Annotated in this window: 15 protein-coding genes; 1 reads left to right on the forward strand and 14 read right to left on the reverse strand. The window is 42.4% G+C overall.

The window, feature by feature from the left end:
- Positions 1–19: 19 nt before the first annotated feature.
- From mreD to T359_RS18925, 11 genes are all read right to left on the reverse strand, one after another.
- The gene (gene mreD, locus T359_RS0101200; RefSeq protein WP_051544846.1) at positions 20–544 is read right to left on the reverse strand and encodes a rod shape-determining protein MreD; all 525 of its coding nucleotides are present in this window, start codon (positions 542–544) and stop codon (positions 20–22) included.
- 9 nt (positions 545–553) lie between these two features.
- Positions 554–1,423, reverse strand: coding sequence for a rod shape-determining protein MreC (mreC, locus tag T359_RS0101205; RefSeq protein ID WP_026515886.1), 870 nt, complete (start codon positions 1,421–1,423; stop codon positions 554–556).
- Positions 1,423–2,427: a rod shape-determining protein gene (mreB, locus tag T359_RS0101210; protein WP_026515887.1), complete on the reverse strand. Its 1,005-nt coding sequence runs from the start codon at positions 2,425–2,427 to the stop codon at positions 1,423–1,425. Before mreB ends, mreC begins: the two co-directional genes overlap by 1 nt.
- A gap of 10 nt (positions 2,428–2,437) precedes the next feature.
- The gene (gene radC, locus T359_RS0101215) at positions 2,438–3,154 is read right to left on the reverse strand and encodes a RadC family protein (RefSeq protein WP_051544847.1); all 717 of its coding nucleotides are present in this window, start codon (positions 3,152–3,154) and stop codon (positions 2,438–2,440) included.
- Between the two features lie 93 nt (positions 3,155–3,247).
- Entirely contained in the window at positions 3,248–4,546 is a 1,299-nt protein-coding gene (locus T359_RS0101220) for a methionine gamma-lyase family protein (RefSeq protein ID WP_026515889.1), read from the reverse strand.
- Positions 4,536–5,465, reverse strand: coding sequence for a tRNA (adenosine(37)-N6)-dimethylallyltransferase MiaA (gene miaA, locus T359_RS0101225; protein WP_026515890.1), 930 nt, complete (start codon positions 5,463–5,465; stop codon positions 4,536–4,538). Before miaA ends, T359_RS0101220 begins: the two co-directional genes overlap by 11 nt.
- A complete protein-coding gene (gene mutL / locus T359_RS0101230) occupies positions 5,465–7,552 on the reverse strand; it encodes a DNA mismatch repair endonuclease MutL (protein ID WP_026515891.1) in 2,088 nt (695 codons plus the stop codon). Before mutL ends, miaA begins: the two co-directional genes overlap by 1 nt.
- Positions 7,552–10,194 (reverse strand): DNA mismatch repair protein MutS, encoded by a 2,643-nt coding sequence (gene mutS / locus T359_RS0101235; RefSeq protein WP_035783643.1) that lies wholly within the window; start codon positions 10,192–10,194, stop codon positions 7,552–7,554. The genes mutL and mutS overlap by 1 nt, the downstream gene beginning before the upstream one ends.
- Before the next feature lie 81 nt (positions 10,195–10,275).
- Complete coding sequence (gene miaB, locus T359_RS0101240; protein ID WP_026515893.1) at positions 10,276–11,730, reverse strand: tRNA (N6-isopentenyl adenosine(37)-C2)-methylthiotransferase MiaB; 1,455 nt, start codon at positions 11,728–11,730, stop codon at positions 10,276–10,278.
- A gap of 31 nt (positions 11,731–11,761) precedes the next feature.
- On the reverse strand, positions 11,762–13,012 hold the full coding sequence (gene pepT, locus T359_RS0101245) for a peptidase T (RefSeq protein WP_026515894.1): 1,251 nt from the start codon (positions 13,010–13,012) through the stop codon (positions 11,762–11,764).
- Complete coding sequence (locus T359_RS18925) at positions 12,999–14,957, reverse strand: alpha-amylase family glycosyl hydrolase (protein ID WP_035783442.1); 1,959 nt, start codon at positions 14,955–14,957, stop codon at positions 12,999–13,001. The genes pepT and T359_RS18925 overlap by 14 nt, the downstream gene beginning before the upstream one ends.
- Before the next feature lie 135 nt (positions 14,958–15,092).
- On the opposite strand from T359_RS18925, the gene T359_RS0101255 reads away from it, so the two are divergent.
- On the forward strand, positions 15,093–15,455 hold the full coding sequence (locus T359_RS0101255; protein ID WP_051544848.1) for a DUF1292 domain-containing protein: 363 nt from the start codon (positions 15,093–15,095) through the stop codon (positions 15,453–15,455).
- Here the strand turns inward: T359_RS0101255 and T359_RS0101260 are convergent.
- The 3 genes from T359_RS0101260 to T359_RS0101270 form a co-directional block, all read right to left on the reverse strand.
- On the reverse strand, positions 15,386–17,338 hold the full coding sequence (locus T359_RS0101260; RefSeq protein WP_026515896.1) for an ATP-dependent helicase: 1,953 nt from the start codon (positions 17,336–17,338) through the stop codon (positions 15,386–15,388). The genes T359_RS0101255 and T359_RS0101260 overlap by 70 nt on opposite strands.
- Entirely contained in the window at positions 17,328–18,809 is a 1,482-nt protein-coding gene (gene gltX / locus T359_RS0101265) for a glutamate--tRNA ligase (protein ID WP_026515897.1), read from the reverse strand. Before gltX ends, T359_RS0101260 begins: the two co-directional genes overlap by 11 nt.
- Before the next feature lie 77 nt (positions 18,810–18,886).
- A complete protein-coding gene (locus tag T359_RS0101270) occupies positions 18,887–19,324 on the reverse strand; it encodes a dUTP diphosphatase (RefSeq protein ID WP_026515898.1) in 438 nt (145 codons plus the stop codon).
- Between the last annotated feature and the right edge of the window lie 13 nt (positions 19,325–19,337).

A 19,337-nucleotide genomic window follows, 5' to 3' on the forward strand; every position in this document is an offset into this window, starting at 1 on the left:
AAAACTTTCTTTAAATTCATCAAACAAATTTTTTAGCTTCCTTTTCTTCCTTCTCATCAATGCGATTATTTATCTGCAGAATTAAAGGATAATAAAAAATTGCGATTACCGCTGTATATACCATTTCGGGAATGATCACATTCAGCATGTAATATCCCAGATTGAATTTGGTCCTGAACAGGAACATAAGCACGTAGCATACAAATCCAAAAACAAAATCAGAAATTGTTATAAAAACAATAGGGATTGCCAAATTCTGTGAGAAGAATATCTCATGGAATTTGCCCACAACAAAGCCTATGTACATGTAAATAAGGGCAAAAAATCCTATATAAGTTCCAAAAAACACATCAACAAGAAGGCCACAGAAGAAACCACATATAAGGCCTTCTCTGTCGCCTTTTATAAATGCTGTCGCAGATGTCAGTATCATCAGAAGATTCGGAGCTATATCGCCGAAATCCAGCACTCTGAATACTGTGGTCTGCAAAATAAAAGAAACAATTATTAAGATGAAGTTTGTAAGTACTCTTCTGATATTCATCCAAAACCCTTATTCTGTAACATTCTTCTTGAGTTCAAGAATTACAAGGACTTCATTCATATGTTCAAAGTCTACGGCCGGGGTCAGTGTTCCAGACTTGGTCAGGTTATTGGAGTCGTCGTCCAATGTAGAAATATAACCGATCAGTATTCCCGGAAGATATTTATCACTGATATTTGATGTTACTATCTTGTCACCCACTTTAACCTTATCCGCGTCATCTACAAGTTTGGAGAAATTGATAAAGCCCTGCCTGTATAGTTCCAGGTCTCCCGTGACAATAAGGTTATCGGAAGAAGAAAGAACCATTCCGGAAACAGCGGAATTATCAGCAATTATAGACTGAACCTTCGCCCAATCGGGACCTACGTCCATAACTCTTCCTACAAGTCCGGCTCCGGCAATAACATTCATATCAACAGCAATGCCGTCGTCGCTGCCCTTATCGATAACAAATGAGTAATACCAGTTACCGGCATCCTTGGCAATAATCCTAGCCCCGGTCTTTTTGTAATTTTCATATTGAGCATCCAGCGCATATAATTCCCTAAGCTCAGTCAGCTCGTATTTTTCCTGCTCCAGATTGGTATTAGCTATAGTAAGTTCATCGATCTGCTTTTTCAGACTTTCATTTTCAGAAAGAAGCTGGGTAATGGAGGATAATCTGTCTCCTGACTGTTTAAGGAATGATCCCACCGTGGTTATGCCCTTTTGAAAAGGCACAATAAAAATACCTGTAAACGAATTCAGCGGTCCGGTAAACAGGTTGGTATTAAAGGTAATGACGATCATTCCTGTACATACAATTGTTAAAATAAAGAGGAGATATTTACTTGGCAGAGTAAATTTTTCTCCTCTTCTCTTGATAATGGGACTCATTATTTATCCTCTTCAATTCCATATGCAAGAGCTTTATACTGGTCTTCCCTGATGATTTTGGCAAGACCGAGAGCGCCTGAACCGATAGGATTCTCAGCGATATTAACATTAAGTCCTACACCGTTTGAAAGTCTCTGGGCCAGGTGGCATACCTGTGATGCTCCGCCGGTGAGATAAAGTCCATGCTTGAAGATATCAGCAGCAAGCTCCGGTGGTGTCTTCTCAAGAGCAGCCTTGATATTGTCAAGGATCACGTCAAAGTTCTCGATAAGTGCCTGGTTAAGCAGATCTGTAGGGATTTTTCTCTCTACAGGAAGTCCGGTTACGATATCTCTTCCGTAAACAACAGCTTCTTTTCCTTCCTTCTCAAGCTCCTTAAGAGAGATCTTAACATTCTCAGATGTCTTCTCACCGATAAGAAGACCAAACTCCTTACGGATAACGTTTCTGATGGACTCGTCAAACTTCTTGCCGCCTACCTTGATAAGCTTACTTACAACGATACCTCTAAGAGAAAGAATAGAAATCTCGGTTGTGTCATATCCAACGTTAACAACAAGAACACCCTGAGAATTCATAACATCGATATTCATGCCCAGGCCGTCTGCCAGAGGCTTCTTAACCATCATGATCTTTTTGGCCTTGATTCCGGCGTCATTGATAAGATCATGGAAAGCTCTTCTCTCAACTTCTGTAACATCCTTGGGAACTGTGATATAAACCTCACAGGGCTTAACATTTCCCTTCATTTGATCTGTAAGAAAAAGCTTAACAAGAGTCTCCATATGCTCGATATCAGCGATAACACCACTGTTCAAAGGATATGTGATCTTGATCTTGTCAGGAGCCTTCTCATACATTTCATATGCAGAATTGCCATATGCGAAAACATTGGTCTTGTTCTCGATAGCAATCATATTCTTTTCAACAGTAAGATTGTCCTCATCTCTGTTGTAAATCTTGATATTGCTGGTTCCAAGGTCGATTCCGAAAATATTAGCCAAAACTTCCTCCTTAATTCCACAAAAGTCCCTTCTCTGCGAGACTTGTGTAGGATCTATCTCCTATTATTATGTGATCAATCAGGTAAATATCTAGCATGCTGCCTGACTCACTGATCTTATTGGTAATTGAAATATCTGCCCTGCTGGGGGTTGGGTCTCCGCCCGGATGATTATGAAGCAAAAGTACATTGGATGCCCCACATTTAAGGGCTTTCATGAAGACTTCTCTGGGTGATAGGGATGCAGAATTTACAGTTCCTATTGATAAAAGATATTCCTCTATAAGCTTGTATCTATTATTCAGGCAAAGAAGAATAACCTTTTCTTTATCCTCGTGTCTCATTTTTTCCATGTAATATGATGCTACATGTGAAGGATTGCTGCAATCAAGAGAACTTTTAGATCTCTGAGCTGCCATCCTCTTAGCCAGTTCAGCTATGCATTTGAGCTTAACAGCCTTCACTTCCCCGATGCCATGGACTGACTTAAGTTCATCCAGGGACAGACTGAAAAGACTGTTTAAACCGCTCTCCTTGCCTTTTTCAATATTCAATATGCTGCCGGCTATGTCTATAGGAGATGCATCTCTGGTACCGGTCCTTATGATGATAGCAAGAAGCTCAACATCAGTAAGGCTCTCGGGTCCAAAATTTAAAAATCTCTCATAAGGAAGCATATCCTTAAATATGCCGCCTTCGGCAACTATTGAATTAAAAGAACTGCGCATTAAAGTCCCTCTGTACGTTTTCCGGACGACACATAAAGACTCATTAAATATATTATCACAAAATCATTTAGTGTGAAGAAAAACCTTTATAATTTAGACATTCAAATTGCTCTTATCTACAAGTCCCGCATTTACAAGGCTCTGAAGGGTCTTCAGGATACCAAGCTTGGCATGAGGCCATGTAAGACCGCCTTGGAAAAATACTGAATAGGGCTCTTTGATAGGGCCATCTGCAGAAAGTTCAATTGATGAACCTGAAACAAAGGCTCCGGCTGCCATGATAACCTGCGCATCATATCCCGGCATATCCCAAGGCTCGGGAGCTACAAAAGAATCTACAGGTGCAGCTGCCTGAACGCCTTCACAAAAAGCGATTACTCCTTCCGGCTTACCGAAGGTAACGGCCTGGATTATATCAAAACGTTCCTCAGTTGCATTGGGATGAACTGAAAAACCAAGTTTTTCATAGATATTGGCAGCAAATATGGCTCCCTTAAGGGCAGATGCGGTAACGGTAGGTGCCAGGAAAAATCCCTGATAGAACTGAGGTAAAATTCCGAGGGAAGCTCCTACTTCTTTGCCAAGGCCGGGAGAAGTAAGTCTGAATGCGGCATTTTCTACGCATTCCTTCTTTCCGGCTATATATCCGCCTATTGGAGCAAGACCGCCGCCGGGGTTCTTGATAAGTGAACCTACGACCATATCAGCTCCAAGATCTGTAGGCTCGATGGTCTCAACGAATTCTCCGTAGCAGTTGTCTACCATGCAGTAAACATCGCTTTTTACAGACTTAATAAAGGAAATAAGCTCTCCGATCCTTTCAACAGAAAGGGTAGGTCTTGTCTGATATCCCTTTGAACGCTGAATGGTAACAAGCTTAATATTGTCATGCTCAAGCAGAGCTTTTTTAATATTTTCAAAATCAAAGCCGCCATCAGAAAGAAGATCCACCTGGCAGTATTCAATGCCATACTCCTTAAGGGAGCCCTTTGAATCCCTGATTCCGATAACCTCTTCCAAAGTATCATAGGGCTTTCCTACGGGAGAAAATAGCATATCACCGGGGCGAAGATTGCTCATAAGAGCCAGGGCCAGTGCATGGGTTCCGCAGGTGATCTGGGGTCTAACCAGAGCATCCTCTGTATGGAAAACTGAGGCATAGACAGCCTCAAGCTTCTCTCTTCCTATGTCGTTATAGCCATAACCGGTGGTTCCCAGAAGACAAGCCTCAGAAACCTTGTTGTCCTGCATTGCCTTAAGAACCTTAAGCTGGTTATATTCTGCGTTTTCATCAATCTTTTTAAAGCGTGGAGCAAGATTCTCTAAGATCTTTTCTCCGAATTCAAATACTTCCTTGGAAATTCCAAGCGACTCATAAATATTACTGTTCATAAATCCTCAATATCTCTTTCAAAACTTTATCGTCGTCTCTGTCAAACTGTGATTTGTCGATCCAAATGCTGTCATCTCTGTTTCTGTACCAAGTGAGCTGCCTCTTTGCAAAATGTCTAGTATTGCGCTTGATCAGATAAACAGCCCTCTCCAGGTCATATTCTCCCTGTAGATATCCGATCATTTCGCGATAGCCAAGGCCCTGCATGGATGTGGCAGTCTTTGGAATGTCCATCTCAAGAAGTTTTTTAACTTCCTCCTCAAGACCTTCCTCTATCATTTGGTCTACTCTTTTGTCTATGCGTGAGTATAACGTATTTCTGTCATCTGTCAATACGAAGCACTTAAAGTCATAGGGGGAAGTCCTCTCGTGCTGTTCGCTGTTATGCTGGGAAATAGGTTTTCCCGTCTTCTTGTAATACTCCAGTGCCCTTATAACCCTCTTGGAGTTATTCTCATGTATAGCCTCAGCGGACTCTGGATCAACCGCCCGCAGCTCCTCATGAAGTACATGAACACCCTCGATTCTGGCTCTCTCTTCCAGCTCATGTCTGTAGGTCTCGTCTTCATCGGTCTCAGTGAAATCAATATCATAGATAACTGCCTGAATATAGAAGCCTGTGCCACCAACAATGATCGGTACCTTTCCCCTGGAGGAAATATCAGCTATAGCTTCTTTTACCATCTTCTGGAAAAGAAAAACGTTAAAATCCTCCTTGGGATCAAGAAAATCGATCAGATGATGGGGAACTCCATCCATCTTCTCAGGTGTAATCTTGTCTGTACCGATATTCATGTACTTATAGACCTGCATAGAATCAGCGGAGATTATCTCTCCGCCAAGTTCCTTTGCAAGATTTATTGATAGCTTTGTCTTTCCAACCGCTGTAGGGCCGGTAATAATGATAAGTTTCTGCATTATTCAACAACTCTCTTAAACTTCTTGTCAATCTCATACTTGCTCATGGAAACAATGGTAGGTCTTCCGTGAGGACAGTTATATGGATTTTCCAAGATCAAAAGTTCATCAAGAAGAGCTGACATCTCTTCTCTGGTCATTCTTGTATTTCCCTTAACAGATGCCTTGCAGGCCATGCTGGCGATCTTGTAATTGATAACATCGGGAGTTCTGTCAAGGCCTGTCTCATGAGACAGTTCATCAAGAATCTCAGTAAACATGGTCTTCTCGTTCTCGCAGCCAAAAAGGTCTATTGGAATAGCTCTCATGGCATATTCATGACCGCCGAAGTTCTCGATATTAAATCCCAGTTTCTCAAAATACTGTCTGTAGGATAAAAACAGTGATTCTTCAGCAGCTGTAAGGGTAACAATTACCGGAGGATTAACCATCTGGGACAAAATATCCCCGGATTTATATCTCTTCATCATACGTTCATAATTGACTTTTTCATGAGCCGCATGCTGATCCACCAAAAACATCTTATCTTTAAAAGCGATGATCCAGTAGGTTCCGAAGATCTGCCCCAAAATCTCATATTCCTTCACATTATCCTTGGTGAGGACCTTCTCATCAAAAAGATTGAGCTGCATGGGCTTTTCAACTACAATAGCTTCCTGCTGTTTAATGATAGGTGAAGGGTGTTCGCTTCTTTCAGCGTTTCTTCCGTCGGAATCTCCGAAGATCCTGCTCCAGAGCGCCGATTTATTGGCATCCTGAATCCTGATGGGTTCTTCCTTAACTCCGGTGGCATAAACGGGAGCATCTTCATTTACTTTGTTTTCTTCAAATCTAAGCTTTTCAAAGGGCTCGGGAGCATGAATTTTCTTCTCTTCTTCAGGAGCCTTGGCCTGCGCAGCAGGCTTTTCCTGTTCGTCTTCAAAAAAGACTTCATCCTTGGGATCTGCCTTTTTATCAGGTGTCACGATCTTCTGAGCCGTTACAACCTTCTCGGCTGCAGGAGTTCTTTCTTCAGGAATCGTGATCTTGGCTGCTTCCTTCTTTAGTTCCTTCTTAGCTTCCTTCCTGTCATCACCAAGAAGGGCATCGGGAATCATCTCTTTATTTCTGAGGGTTTCTTCTACGCTGGTCTTGATAAAATCGTAGAGAGCTGCCTGATTGTTGAATCTGACCTCCAACTTGGCAGGATGTACGTTAACATCCACCATCTCAGGATCCATGCGAAGATGCAGCACTGCAAAGGGGAACTTGTGCATCATCAGATACTGCTTGTAGCCCTCTTCCAAAGCTTTGGAAATCACCTTATCCTTAACATATCTGCCGTTTACAAAGAAAATCTCAAAGTTTCTGTTGGAGCGGTTTATAGAAGGCTCTCCAAGATATCCCTCAAGGATCATGCCGTTTTTCTCAGCTTTGATGGGTACAAGGCTTACGGAAACGTCTCTTCCGTAAATCCTATATATTAACTCCTTGAGATCTCCGTTGCCGGAGGTTGAAAATTTATCTTCCTTGTTGTTGATGTAATGAAAAGAAACCGTGGGATTATCAAGAGCAAGATGCTCCATGACATCTCCGATATAGCTTCCCTCTGTCTGAGGAGTCTTAAGGAACTTCTTTCTGGCAGGAGTGTTATAAAAAAGATTCCTGATAATAAGGCTGGTTCCGTCGGGAGCTCCGATTTCCTCAAAGCCCGCTTCTTCTCCGCCGTTAATGGAATATCTGGTTCCCGTGAGATCATCCGCAGTCTTGGTGATAATATCAACCTGAGCCACGGAAGAAATACTGGAAAGCGCTTCTCCTCTGAAGCCCAGAGTATGAATACTGAAAAGATCGTCGATATTCTTGAGCTTGCTGGTGGCATGTCTCTTAAAAGCCTTTCTTATCTGGCTCTTTTCGATGCCACAGCCGTTATCCGTAACGCGGATCATATCGATTCCGCCGCCCTTTATCTCAACTGTGATGGCTGAGGCTCCGGAATCCACGGCATTTTCAACAAGTTCCTTTACAACGCTGGCGGGTCTTTCTACAACCTCACCGGCTGCTATCTGATCTATGGTATTTTTATCAAGCTCATTTATAAAGGCCATTAGCTTTTCCACCTGTTTTTAAGGTCGCTCTGAAGTTTGTAGAGCGTGTTGAGTGCATCCATTGGTGTTAATGTGGTAATATCTATTTCCTTTAATCTTCTAAGGACATCTTCATCTGTAACGGTATCAAAAAGTGACATCTGATCTATATCAACGTCGTCGTAATGTGTCACCTTGGTCTTTTTGACATCCTTGCTGTCCTTGGCGATGCTCTGTACTTTTTCTGTAATGTCATTGTCTGTAAGCTCGGAAACGATCTCTTTTGCCCTGTCAATGACCATATCCGGAACTCCGGCCAGCTTCGCAACCTGAATACCGTAGCTCTTGTCGGCGCCGCCCTTGATGATCTTACGTAAAAAGACGATGTCATCACCGTTTTCCTTAACGGCTATACAGTAGTTATTTACGTTGTCCATCTTACCCTCAAGCTCTGTGAGCTCGTGATAATGGGTGGCAAAAAGGGTCTTGGCTCCAAGGATCTTTCTGTTACTGATATGCTCTGTAACAGCCCAGGCAATGGCCAGGCCGTCGTAGGTTGAAGTTCCTCTTCCGATCTCATCAAGGATAAGAAGGGAATTGGGAGTTGCATTTCTTAAGATATTGGCAACCTCATTCATCTCAACCATGAAGGTGGACTGACCGCTTCCAAGATCGTCAGAAGCACCAACTCTTGTAAATATCCTGTCCACAACACAGATATCTGCCTTGGAAGCAGGAACAAAGCTTCCAATCTGAGCCATCAGTACAATAAGTGCAACCTGTCTCATATATGTGGACTTACCGGCCATGTTGGGGCCTGTAATAATGGATATACAATGCTTTTTGTTATCAAGGAAAGTGTCGTTGGATATAAACATATCCGCCTGATCCAGCATCTTCTCTACAACAGGATGCCTGCCGCCCTTGATGTTAATTGCGCCTTTATCATTTACTGTTGGCTTAACATAATGGTTCTTCTCAGACACATGTGCCAGTGAAGCATACACATCAAGAAGAGCGATTGCCTTGGCTGTAGACTGGATTCGGTCTATCTCAAGAGCAATTGAATCCCTGATCTTGCAGAACATCTCATATTCCAGGTTATTAAGCTTATCCTGGGCATTAAGGATTGTGTCCTCCAGCTCCTTAAGGGCTGTTGTGGTATATCTCTCGCAGTTGGTCAGGGTCTGTTTTCTGATAAAGTAGTCAGGCACCTGATCTTTGAAGGAATTGGTAACCTCAAAGGAGTATCCGAATACATTGCTGTATTTGATCCTGAGGTTCTTGATTCCGGTCTTTTCCTTTTCTTCGTTTTCAAGCTCTGCCAACCAGGTCTTCCCCTTTGTTCCGGCTTCTCTGAAATGATCGATATCCTTATCGAAGCCTTCCTTGATGATTCCGCTCTCCTTAATAGTAAGAGGCGGTTCCTCAACGATGGCCTGATCGATCAGCTGATAAATATCAGAAAGAGAATCCATGCGGTTCATTAGGTCATGAAGCTCTTTATCCTCCTGAACATCACAAAGAGCTGTGATTATGGCTGGAATCATCTTGATGGAATTCCTGAAAGCAAGAAGATCTCTGGGATTGGCTGTTTTAAATATGATCTTGGACATAAGTCTTTCAAGGTCATAGATGGGTCCTAAGTACTCACGGAGTTCTTCTCTGGTTACTACATTCTTATAAAGAGCCTCAACAGCGCTCTGCCTCTGAATGATAAGATCCTTATCAATAAGTGGCTGCTCTATGAAAGAGCGCAGGGTTCTGGCTCCCATGGCAGTCTTGGTCTTATCCAGTACCCACAAAAGAGTTCCTCTCTTCTGCTTATCCCTCATGGTCTCCACCAGCTCCAGGTTACGTCTTGTGGAAGAATCCAGAAGCATATACTTGCTGGTAAGGTAAGGATAAATATGGGTTATGTTGGAGATATCAGACTTTTGCATATCGGTAAGATACTGAAGAAGAGCTCCTGCAGCCACAATACCGTTAGGGAAGTCATCAACTCCAAGTCCTATAAGAGATGAAACCTTGAAATGCTTAAGAAGAAGCCTCTTGCAGCTCTCTTCATCAAAATATCTTGCTTCTAAAGGATTTACAAAAATCTGAAGTCTGTTCTTAAGTTCGGATATATCTACGCCGCTTAAGGTAAATGCATCGTTGCAGATGATCTCACTGGGAGCATATTTGCCGATCTCATCAGTAACAGCCCTGAGACTGTCAACCTCGGTCAGGTAGTAGTCACCTGTTGTAACATCCGCAATGGAGATTCCGATCTTGTCGGAGGCATAAAGAATACACATGAGATAGTTATTCTTGGTTTCCTCCAGGGACTGCATATTCAGGTTGGTTCCGGGAGTTACGATTCTTGTAACCTCTCGCTTGACTATTCCTTTAGCAAGCTTGGGATCCTCAGTCTGCTCGCAAATGGCCACTTTATAGCCTCTGGACACCAGCTTGGTCAGGTAAGAATCCACAGCATGAAAAGGAACACCACACATGGGTGCTCTCTCTTCCAGGCCGCAGGCCTTTCCTGTAAGTGTCAGTTCCAACTCCCTTGAAGCAACTACCGCATCATCAAAAAATAGCTCGTAGAAGTCTCCAAGTCTATAGAATAAAATACAGTCTCCGTTTTCCTGTTTCGTCCTGAGGTAATGCTGCATCATGGGCGAAACTTTTTCTATATCAACATCCTTAAACGTAGTAAGATTTTCCACGTTTATAATTCCCCTGTTCTCTAAACTTTTTTATACCATCTGTCCCATGTAGTAGAAGCCATGGCACTCATCCAGTGAAACCTTAACAAGGCTTCCGATGAGATCCTCTTTTCCCGGGAAGTGTACCAATGTATTGTTGGACATTCTTCCTGTCAAAAGAGATGAATCATGCTCATTTACGCCCTCTACAAGGACTTCTTCTATTCTTCCCTGAAGCTTTTCAGTCTGCTTCTTGGCATTTTCCTGAACTACAGCAAGGAGTCTGTCGAAGTTCTCCTTAACAAGCTCCTCCGGAACCTGATCCGGGAAGCCGGCAGCCGGTGTGCCTGTTCTCTTGGAATAGATGAAGGTAAAGGCATTGTCAAAATGAGCCTTATTAACTACATCAATGGTATCATCAACATCTTCCCTTGTTTCCCCCGGGAAGCCGACTATGATGTCTGTTGTTATGGCTACATCAGGAAGCTCTGTTCTGATCTTGTCAACCAGTGCCAGGTAGCTCTCCTTGGTGTATTTTCTGTTCATTCTTCTGAGAATCTCAGTATTTCCTGACTGAAGAGGAAGATGAATGTGTCTTGCGATCTTAGGATTGCTCTTGATGGTCTGAATGAGCTCATCTGAGAAATCCTTGGGATGTGGAGTCATGAATCTGACTCTCTCAAGACCTTCTACTTTGCAAACCTCCTCGATAAGCTGGGCAAAAGAAATCTTGTCCGGATTGCCGTCTTCAAAATCAAGACCGTATGAGTTAACATTCTGTCCAAGAAGCATAACTTCCTTAACTCCGTCAGCCGCAAGCTTCTCACATTCTCTGATGATATCCTTGGGAGATCTGGATCTCTCACGTCCTCTTACATAAGGAACTATGCAATAGGTACAGAAATTATTGCAGCCGAACATAATATTTACGCCGGACTTAAAAGGATACTTTCTGAACACAGGAAGATCCTCGACAATCTTGTCTGTTTCCTTCCAGATATCAATTATCATTCTGTCGGATTCAAGGCAGGTGCATAAAAGCTCTGCAAATTTATAAATATTGTGGGTTCCGAAGATAAGATCAACAAATCTGTAGCTCTTTTTGATTTTCTCAACCGCTGACTGCTCCTGCATCATACAGCCGCAAAGAGCAATCTTCATATATGGATTCTTTTTCTTGAAGTTGCTGCACTGTCCAAGTCTTCCGTATACTCTCTGATCAGCGTTATCCCTTACTGTGCAGGTGTTATAGATAACAAACTCGCTGTCCTCCGAGTCTGATTCCTCATAACCCACAAGCTTAAGGATGGCCAGGAGCTTCTCGGAATCCCTGGCATTCATCTGACAGCCGAAGGTAACAACGCAGGCTCTGGGAGTTCTGCCCAGCTCCTTTTTCATCTCTTCCACATAGGCCTTGGCCTTCTCGATGAACTCCAGCTGCTTTAAGCTCTCAGCATCGGTAACTTCTTCTTTTGAACCATTTAAAATATTTATTTCTTTACTCATTACTATCAAAAACTCTTTCTAAAAAACTAAATCAATATTTCTCGCCGTAGGCTTCAACAATTCCAAGAAGGATATCAACAACCTTTCTCATTTCCTGAACTGAAGCATACTCATATTTGCCGTGGTAGTTATATCCACCTGTGCAAAGGTTTGGACAAGGAAGTCCCTTATATGAAAGGGCTGCTCCGTCTGTGCCGCCTCTGATAGGCACATCAATGAACTTTATATCAAGCTCTGCCATAACCTTCTTCACATTGTCGATAAGATGCTGATGAGGCTTGATAAGCTCAACCATGTTGTAGTACTGGTCTCTGAGGCTTACATTAACGGTACCCTCACCATATTTCCTGTTGAGAAAATCGGCTGCAGCCTGGAAGATTGCCTTCTTTTCCTCAAAAAGAGCCCTGTCGTGGTCACGGATTATGTAAGAAGCTGTTGCGCTCTCTGTTCCGCCCTTAACCTCTGTAAGGTGGAAGAAGCCCTCTCTTTTCTCTGTGTACATAGGATTCTGGAATACTGGTAAAAGAGAATGGAACTCATAGCATAAAAGAGCCGCATTTACCATCTTGTTCTTGGCATCTCCGGGATGAACGCTTCTGCCGTTAACAGTGATAACTCCCTCTGCCGCATTGAAGTTCTCATATTCAAACTCGCCGAGCTTGCCACCGTCAACGGTGTAAGCAAATTTGGCACCAAACTTCTCAATATCGAAAAATGCTGTTCCTTCACCAATCTCCTCATCGGGAGTAAATGCGATCTTGATTTCGCCATGAGGAATCTCAGGATTTCTGATAAGGAAATCAGCCATTGTCATGATCTCAGCAACACCGGCTTTATCATCAGCTCCAAGAAGTGTTGTTCCGTCGGTAACGATAAGGTCCTCTCCTACATGATTAACAAGCTCAGGGAAATCCTTAGGTGAAAGAACAACCTTGCCATCTGCACTGAGAGTAATATCCTTTCCGTCATAGTTCTCAACGATTTTCGGCTTAACATCCTTGCCGCTTACTTCGTCAGAGGTATCCATATGGGCAATAAAGCCTATGGCAGGTCTGTCCTTGCCGTCTGTAATATTTGAAGGAATAGCCGCATAAACATAGCAGTGCTCCTCATCATAAAAGACATCAGATGCTCCGATAGCCACAAGCTCATCCCTTAAGATCTTCGCAAGGTCATGCTGCTTCATGGTTGAAGGTGATGTACCTGTTTCAGCATCAGACTGTGTATCAATCTTTACATATCTCAAAAACTTTTCGATTACATCAATATCATTCTTTTTCATCTTGCTTCTTTTTAGACTTACCTTTCTTCTTATAATTCGGATCCTTCTCGCTTATATAAATGCGAACTGATCTCTCACAAAGAGTGTCTTTTTCGCTGCTAACCGAACCTTCTCCTTGCTGCAGAGCTTCAAAGTCTCCTGCAGTATCGGATATGCAGGACCACTTAAGTCCTTCAGGGAGCTTGGGAAGCGCGAATTCGGATTTCATCCAGTGCATATTGTAGCAGACATAGATAAAAGGCTTATCCTTGTCGTCCTTGTCATAGATGCCGCAATACAACATTCCCAAAATATGGCTGTACCCGGACAAATCTGGTCTCCAAGCGTCCTTGCCATGGCAGGAAAGATCAGGATAACCGCAGGATTCATAATCCATAAGTTTAAATGGATATCTGCTGTGAAGGATGTTGTGAGAAAATCTGAGGTTCACAAGGAACTTCACATATTCAAAAATATCCTGATTCTTATCAAGGGCCTTCCAGTCCACCCAGCCGGTCTCATTATCCTGGCAATAAGGATTGTTATTACCACCCTGAGAATTGCCGTATTCATCACCGCTAAATAACATCGGTGTTCCCTGAGCCATAAAGAGCATTGTGAGTATGTTCTTAATCTGTTTCTTTCTAAGCTCAAGAATACAGTGTTTTCTGGTTCTGCCCTCTATGCCGCAGTTCCAGCTCAGGTTATTGTCAGTGCCGTCCTTGTTGTTTTCTCCGTTTTCCTCATTGTGCTTGTGCTCATAGGAAACCAGATCAAAGAGCCTGAAACCTTCGTAATCACAGATATAATTCATGATTCCGTGTTCTGCAGAGTTAGCAGTCATGACTTTCAGGAAATCCCCAACTGTATTGTCATCGCTCTTTAAAAATCTTCTGGATGCATATAAAAATGTATTATTGTACTCGGATAAGAGTCTTTCCTTTGGCTTGGCTGTTCCCAGCACCTGGCCGTAATCGAACCACTCGTGCCATATCTTTACATCATCAAACAAAGGCTCTCTTGTAATAAGCGAAACAGGAATTCTGGCTCCCTTTAAGTGGAAGCCGTCTATATGGTAATTGCATCTCCAGAATCTGAGGGCATCAAGAATCATGCTCTCGCTCTCATTCTCGTTAAAGAAAAACTGAAGTACAACCTCTATCTTATTTTCATGAAGGATCTTAACAAAGCTCTTGAATTCATTCTCTGCGTTTGCAGGGTTTTTGCAGTAGGATGCTCTGGGAGCAAAGTAATAACCCTTCTTGTAACCCCAGAAATTGATCTTGGGTTTGATTGAAGCTTTATCAACAATAGCGCCGTCCTTGGAATAAATACCGCTTCCAAGCTCTTTTAATGAGTTCTCAACGCAGTTCATCTCATAAACCGGCATAAGCTCAAGGGTTGTTACACCCAAAGACTTGAGATAAGGAAGTTTTTCAAGGATACCGCTAAAGGTTCCTCTTTTGGCAGCAGCTACGCCGCTGGAGGAACTCTGTGTAAAGCCTCTGACATTCAAAAGGTAAACGAAACTGTTTTCGTAAGGAATATGAGGTGATGTTTCTTTTCCCCAGTCAAATTCGGTCTGAGAAGCACGGATAACAGCCTTATTGTCGAGACTGGCACGGATATCACTTAACTTAACATCCTTGCCAAAGGTCTCAAGGCCAATAACATGCCTTGCATAGGGATCGCAGAAAAAATTGTTTCCTTCAAAAAAGTTATAGGAATCATATTTATCAATATCTTCAATTCCTGTAATTCTGGCGGAGTATATCCTTCCACGCTTGACGTCCTTGGGGAGCCTTATGGTAAGCGGCTCCTGACCTTCACATGATGAAGAATAAAGAGTAACGCCGCAGGCCCTGCGGTCGTCATAGACAGCCCTCACCACCAATGATTTGTCATAGTCGATATAACAGCCCAACGGATAGGGCTTTTCTCTGATTATCTTATATTTCCCCTGCATTTATTTCTCCCGAATCCTTACAAATACATATGTCTTTCTATTCTATCACATAATTCCTTTATATGCTAACTGAAAAGAATATGGTATTATAAAGCTATCTGATAATATTTTTCACCGATATAGGAGGCGTTTTTAATGGAATTTTCCAAGATTGCAACAGATATGAACACAAGGATTGAAAACGACGAGCAGATGACCGTAGACGTCGAGCTTGATAACGGAGAAACCGTTACCTGCGCCATTATCATAGTTCTTACAGTTAATTCCAAGGATTATATCGTGCTTCTTCCCCTTGATAAGAACGGCCAGAACAATGACGGCAACGTATGGTTCTATGAGTTCATTTACAAGGGTGATGATGAGGAGCCTGAACTTGGCTATATTGCTGATGATAAGGAATATGAGGATGTGGCAGAGGCCTTCAATCTTTATCTTGATGACGTAGAGTTCGACGAGATCATCGAACTTCCTGAGGAGGGCTTAGACGGAGAAGAATGATCGTTTTCTTTCTTTTCCCAGAGATGCCTTATTGGTCTCAAAAATCTTGAAGGGAGCATGGGATTATCCTCTTCTCCCGCAACATAGGACATTATGAGCGCTGTTTTTGCCCGGGTCATTCCCACATAGAGCATTCGGCGCTCTTCTTCTATCTGCTGCTGTGTTTCCGCACTTCTGGAGGGAATTATTCCTTCGTTGAGGTCAGGAAGCCAGACAATATCAAATTCCAGTCCCTTTGAGCCATGCATTGTAAGAAGTTTGACGCAGGATTTATTGTTTCCGCCTTTTCTTATGCTCTTTGTTCTTTTTATGTTCTCAAGCTCTTCATTTATGTCCCTTATGAAATCCTCCGCATACTCATAGCCTCTTGCCCTTTCCAGAAGATTGTCCATCGCCTCTTTTGACCCAGGGTACAACTTATCTATACCAATATCCCTCCTGATATATCTGACAGCCAGGTAGGGCCTTAGATGCGATATCATGTTAATTTGTATAAAGAACTTTTTAACATCTTTTGTTTTTGAAGAATTTCCTCTGTAATAAGCAAGAACCTTCTTTTCACTTATGATATCATCCAATGCTGTCTCTCTTGAGATAAAGCGCATTGGCTTATTTATTATCTTCAGATAATCCGCTCGTTTCTGGCCGAGATAAGCAAAAGAAAGGTATGAAATCACCAGGTTTACTGCCTCATCCTCCACATAACTTCTTGAAAAGCTGTCAAGATTGGTCATAATGCCATATTCTTTAAGGCAGGATGCCAACGAAAGGGCTTCCGAATTGGTTCTGTAGATAACTGCAACTCTCGAAGGATCCACATTTCCGCTTCCAAGATAAGATGATATAGCCTTATACTGAGCACTTTTGTCCCTAAATCGCCTTGTGATCACATAGCCGTCTTCATTTTTCTCCCCCGGGCATATGTCTTTTTTGTATCTGATCTTATTTTCATCGATTAAAAGACATGCATTTTCTATGATTTTTTTTGCGCAGCGATAATTTTGCTTAAGCACAATCTTTCTTGGTGAATATTCCCTGAAGCTTTCCTCAAAAGAAAGCATGATTCCCGGGTCGGAACCGCGAAATCCATAGATAGACTGGTCATCATCCCCAACTACGAACACATTACCATGGGGCTTTGATAAAAGTTTAAGTATTTGAAACTGCATGGAATTGATGTCCTGATATTCGTCCACCAGATAAAAAGAGAACTTATTTTGATAAAACGAAAGTATTTCACTGTCGTTTCTAAGAAGCTCAAGACATTTACAGATCATATCGTCGAAGTCAATTTTTCCAAACTCTCTCAATCTGTTATTGTAAAGTATAAAAATGTCCTTAAAGGCTGCCTTACAAAGGTTTGATACCTTAACCGTATTTATATCCTCACCTGTATTCTTGACTCTTGATATGTCAGTGAGAATGTCGCTGATATCACTGTCTGAAATATCTCTGGTTTCACAGCCTTCTTTTTTCAGGATTTCACTGATTTCAGCCTCATGTAAAATATCTCTGATAAGCCTTATCTTAAAGCAGTCATCTGCAATACTGTAATTTTGATTACCGGATTTATTTTGACGAATTATCTGATAAAAAACAGAATGAAATGTTCCGAAATTGACCTCCGGATAAGAACTATCCGTGAGTTTGTAAAATCTTTGCTGCATCTCGATGGCAGCTGCTTTGGTAAAAGTAATGACAAGTATACGTGAAGGATCCTCATGCATCTCTTCAATAAGATATCTGAGACGCTGCACGATCACGAAGGTCTTGCCGCTTCCGGGACCTGCAATAACCATCGCAGGTCCCTTATGATGCCTTATGGCATCCATTTGAGCAGCATTGCCGATAACGCCATTACTCAGTGCGTTATTATTTTTCAAGTAATTCAATTCCTTTTTTAATTCTCTTAATAGTCTCTTCTTTGCCGATGACCTCCATGAGTTCTGTAGCTCCGCAGGGAGTCATCTCTTTTCCTGAAACTGCGATTCTTACAGGCCAAAGAACATATCCGTTCTTGTACTCATGCTCCTTGATGTAATCTGAAAGCATTGCATAAAGAGCATCGTTTGTGTAATCCTCGTGGGCCTCAAGAAGTGGAAGCACCTCTTTGAGAACTGCCAGGGAAGTCTCCTCATTAGTCTTCATCTTCTTGTGAGCATAAATAGCTGTGTCATAAGAAGGAAGCTCATTGAAGAAATCAACCATATCCTTGATATCTGGGAATATCTCAATTCTGGTCTTAACCATATTTGAGATCATCTTGAGCTTATCATCGCTCTTAAGTGCAGGAACTGTAATAGCCTCCTCGAGATAAGGCTTAGCCATCTCAAAGAACTTGTCCTCATCCATAGCCTTGAGATACTCGCCGTTCATCCACTTAAGCTTGGTAAAGTCGAATACAGCAGGTGATTTGCTGATTCTGTGATAATCAAACTTCTTGATAAGATCCTCAAGGCTCATGATCTCGTTGTTATCCTCAGGAGACCAGCCAAGAAGAGCTACAAAGTTAACAACTGCCTCAGTAAGGAAGCCCTGCTCGATAAGATCCTCGAATGAAGAATGTCCGGATCTCTTGGAAAGCTTGTGGTGATCCTCATCGGTAATAAGAGGACAGTGAATGTACTTGGGAACCTCCCATCCAAATGCATCATAAAGTCTGTTGTACTTGGGTGAAGAAGAAATGTACTCGTTACCTCTTACTACATGTGTGATTCCCATAAGGTGGTCATCTACAACGTTAGCAAAATTGTATGTAGGGAATCCGTCAGACTTGATAAGGATCATGTCGTCCAGTTCCTTGTTCTCAACGGTTACATCTCCGTAAAGTTCATCATGGAATGTGGTTGTTCCCTCTGTGGGGTTGTTCTGTCTTACAACGAAAGGCTTGCCCTCAGCAAGGTTCTTCTCAACCTCTTCCTTGGAAAGATGGAGACAGTGCTTGTCATAGAAGCTGATCTCCTTCTTGCCGCCATTGCCATCGTCAATCTCCTGAACCAGAGTAGCAAGTCTCTCCTGATCGCAGAAACAGTAATATGCCTCGCCCTTATCGATGAGCTCCTTGGCATACTTCATGTAAATACCGGCCTTCTGTCTCTCACTCTGAACGTAAGGGCCGCATCCCTTGTCCTTATCGGGACCTTCATCATGAATAAGTCCTGTCTTTTCAAGGGTTCTGTATATGATCTCGGTAGCGCCCTCTACATAGCGCTCCTGGTCTGTATCCTCAATTCTAAGGAGGAAATCTCCGCCTTCATGCTTAGCGATCAAAAACTCATAAAGTGCTGTTCTTAAGTTTCCCACATGCATACGGCCTGTTGGGCTCGGTGCATATCTAGTACGAATCTTAACCATAATTACTCCAATCTAAAAGCTTATTATTAAACCGAATTATAATTCTAGCACAATAGATTTATTTTTCAATGAAGAATTTACTTTGTTCCTGTGGAACCGAAACCTCCGCGGTCCTGGCCCTCAAGATGTTCGCATTCAGCAAAAATGATCTGAGGCTGATTCTCCATGATCCTGAACTGACAAATGCGGTCATTGAAACCGATATGAGTATCTCTCATGGCTATTACCGGAACAAACCACTGATCATTGTCCCCGCAGTAGGAATGATCGATAATTCCCATATGGTTGGCCTGAATAATGCCGAAGTTCTTGAAAGTTGAACTTCTGGGAACAACGTGGGCCTCATAGCCCTCCGGTATCTCCATCGCTACCCCCAGAGGAATAAGCTTGAACTCACCCTGCTTAAGATCCACATCCTCAGCACTTCTAAGGTCGATCCAGTCGGATTTCCCATCGATATACTGAAGCTTTTCAAGCTTATCGTTAAAATACTTGATCTTGATTCTTTTTTCCATACCTGTAAAAATC

The sequence above is a fragment of the Butyrivibrio sp. MC2021 genome (assembly GCF_000621605.1).
Classification (GTDB): Bacteria; Bacillota; Clostridia; order Lachnospirales; family Lachnospiraceae; genus Butyrivibrio.